At 48.1% G+C, this 3,311-nt stretch carries 2 tRNA genes and 1 rRNA gene; all 3 read left to right on the plus strand.

The window, feature by feature from the left end:
- The first annotated feature begins 14 nt into the window (after positions 1 to 14).
- Positions 15 to 88, plus strand: a tRNA-Ile gene (locus tag LGQ90_RS08445).
- Between the two features lie 124 nt (positions 89 to 212).
- Positions 213 to 286: transfer RNA gene (locus LGQ90_RS08450), tRNA-Ala, on the plus strand.
- A gap of 233 nt (positions 287 to 519) precedes the next feature.
- Positions 520 to 3,311: ribosomal RNA gene (locus LGQ90_RS08455) — 23S ribosomal RNA — on the plus strand; the annotation flags it as partial.

Below are 3,311 nucleotides of genomic sequence, written 5' to 3' on the forward strand. Positions count from 1 at the left end.
GTCTATTTATGGACAGTCTCATAGCTCAGCTGGTTAGAGCGCTACACTGATAATGTAGAGGTCGGCAGTTCGAGTCTGCCTGAGACTACTTTTTAATAAAAGTAAGCCATCAGGTTTATAAGTTCATTTGAAATAACTAAAGGAAATTTTAGAGGTTGAGTAGCCGTTATAAGTACTGTTAACTGATAACTGTTAACTGACACTGAAATAATGGGGGATTAGCTCAGCTGGCTAGAGCGCCTGCCTTGCACGCAGGAGGTCATCGGTTCGACTCCGATATTCTCCACGATTCCTTGAGATACAATGGGAATAGTTTTTACAAACAACCAGGAAACACAAGTTTTTAGTTTGTAGGATCATCAAAGTTGTATTGTTAGATAAGGAAAAAAGTTCATTGACATATTGAGAAACAAAGAATACGAGAACACTATTAGATAGCAATATTTAATATTAAGTAATACATTATAATACTTCTGTTCTGATTTAGGTCAGAATAGATTAGAGCATTAAGCAAAGCGCATACAAGCTAGATAAGGGCGTATGGGGAATGCCTAGGCTCTCAGAGGCGAAGAAGGACGTGATAAGCTGCGAAAAGTCGTGGGGATTGGCACATACAAATTGATCCGCGAATATCCGAATGGGGCAACCCACTACATTGAAGGTGTAGTATCCTGTAAGGGAGGCGAACCCGGAGAACTGAAACATCTAAGTACCCGGAGGAAGAGAAAACAATAGTGATTGCGCTAGTAGCGGCGAGCGAACGCGCAGTAGCCCAAACCAATGAGTTTACGGACTTATTGGGGTTGTAGGACTGCAACATTGTTTGTAACACGAATTAGAACAAGTTGGAAAGCTTGGCCAAAGACGGTGACAGCCCGGTATAGGAAAGTCGTTATAAAGCATAGCAGTATCCTGAGTAGTGCGGGGCACGTGAAACCCTGTATGAATCCGGCGGGACCATCCGCCAAGGCTAAATACTCCTGAGAGACCGATAGTGAACCAGTACCGTGAGGGAAAGGTGAAAAGAACCCTGAACAAGGGAGTGAAATAGATCCTGAAACCATACGCTTACAAGCGGTCGGAGCCCTTTAGTGGGGTGACGGCGTGCCTTTTGCATAATGAGCCTACGAGTTACCGTTGCCAGCAAGGTTAAGCAGTTCAGCTGTGGAGCCGTAGCGAAAGCGAGTCTGAATAGGGCGCTTTAGTTGGTAGTGGTAGACGCGAAACCGTGTGATCTACCCTTGGGCAGGTTGAAGCTGTGGTAACACATAGTGGAGGACCGAACCCGTTGACGTTGAAAAGTCTTGGGATGACCTGAGGGTAGGGGTGAAAGGCCAATCAAACTCGGAAATAGCTCGTACTCCCCGAAATGCATTTAGGTGCAGCGATATAGTTAGTTTTATAGAGGTAGAGCTACTGATTGGATGCGGGGGCTTCACCGCCTACCAATTCCTGACAAACTCCGAATGCTATAAAATGATGCATATCAGTGAGGGCATGGGTGCTAAGGTCCATGTCCGAGAGGGAAAGAACCCAGACCATCAGCTAAGGTCCCAAAATATATGTTAAGTTGAAGAAACGCGGTTGAACTGCCCAGACAGCTAGGATGTTGGCTTGGAAGCAGCCATTCATTTAAAGAGTGCGTAACAGCTCACTAGTCGAGCGGTTCGGCATGGATAATAATCGGGCATAAACATATTACCGAAGCTATGGACTTGCAGTTTACTGTAAGTGGTAGGGGAGCATTGTAACAGAGATGAAGGTGAGTCGCGAGGCTTGCTGGATTGGTTACAAAAGAAAATGTAGGCATAAGTAACGATAATGCGGGCGAGAAACCCGCACACCGAAAGACTAAGGTTTCCTCAGCTATGCTAATCAGCTGAGGGTTAGTCGGGACCTAAGGCGAACCCGAAAGGGGTAGTCGATGGACAAGCAGTTAATATTCTGCTACTTGCCCCACGTTAAAGCGGACGGAGGCGTAAATTTGGTGCGTACTGACGGAATAGTACGTTGAAGCCAGTGGTAACACGGCGATAGTACACAAAAGCTACGGCCAGCGTGATAATCCAGAGGAGCGACTTCCAAGAAAAGCGAGTGGAGGCAACCCGTACCCTAAACCGACACAGGTAGTTGGGATGAGAATTCTAAGGTGCTCGAGAGATTCATGGCTAAGGAACTAGGCAAAATTGGCCCGTAACTTCGGGAGAAGGGTCGCCCCCCCTTATGGGGGGGCCGCAGTGAAAAGATCCAGGCGACTGTTTATCAAAAACACAGGGCTCTGCTAAATCGAAAGATGACGTATAGGGCCTGACACCTGCCCGGTGCTGGAAGGTTAAGGGGAGATGTTAGCTTCGGCGAAGCATTGAACTGAAGCCCCAGTAAACGGCGGCCGTAACTATAACGGTCCTAAGGTAGCGAAATTCCTTGTCGGGTAAGTTCCGACCTGCACGAATGGTGCAACGATCTGGATACTGTCTCAGCCATGAGCTCGGTGAAATTGTAGTATCGGTGAAGATGCCGATTACCCGCTGTGGGACGAAAAGACCCCGTGCACCTTTACTATAGCTTAGTATTGACTTTGAACAAGTGATGTGTAGGATAGGTAGGAGACTTTGAAGCTGCATCGCCAGGTGTGGTGGAGTCGTTGTTGAAATACTACCCTTTACTTGTTTAGAGCCTAACTTCCAATGGAAGGACAGTGCTTGGTGGGTAGTTTGACTGGGGTGGTCGCCTCCAAAAGAGTAACGGAGGCTTCTAAAGGTTCCCTCAGCACGCTTGGTAACCGTGCGTAGAGTGCAATGGCATAAGGGAGCTTGACTGAGAGACATACAGGTCGATCAGGTACGAAAGTAGAGCATAGTGATCCGGTGACACCGCATGGAAGGGTCATCGCTCAAAGGATAAAAGGTACGCCGGGGATAACAGGCTGATCTCCCCCAAGAGCTCACATCGACGGGGGGGTTTGGCACCTCGATGTCGGCTCGTCACATCCTGGGGCTGGAGAAGGTCCCAAGGGTTGGGCTGTTCGCCCATTAAAGTGGCACGCGAGCTGGGTTCAGAACGTCGTGAGACAGTTCGGTCTCTATCTACAGTGGGCGTTAGAAATTTGAGTGGACCTGATCCTAGTACGAGAGGACCGGATTGGACGAACCTCTGGTGTATCTGTTGTTCCGCCAGGAGCACTGCAGAGTAGCTACGTTCGGAAGGGATAAGCGCTGAAAGCATATAAGCGCGAAACCCACCACAAGATGAGATTTCTTTAAAGGACCGTGGGAGACTACCACGTTGATAGGCTACAGGTGTAAAGGCAG

Origin of the sequence: Christiangramia sediminis (assembly GCF_020552705.1) — a bacterium.
Classification (GTDB): Bacteria; Bacteroidota; Bacteroidia; order Flavobacteriales; family Flavobacteriaceae; genus Christiangramia; species Christiangramia sediminis.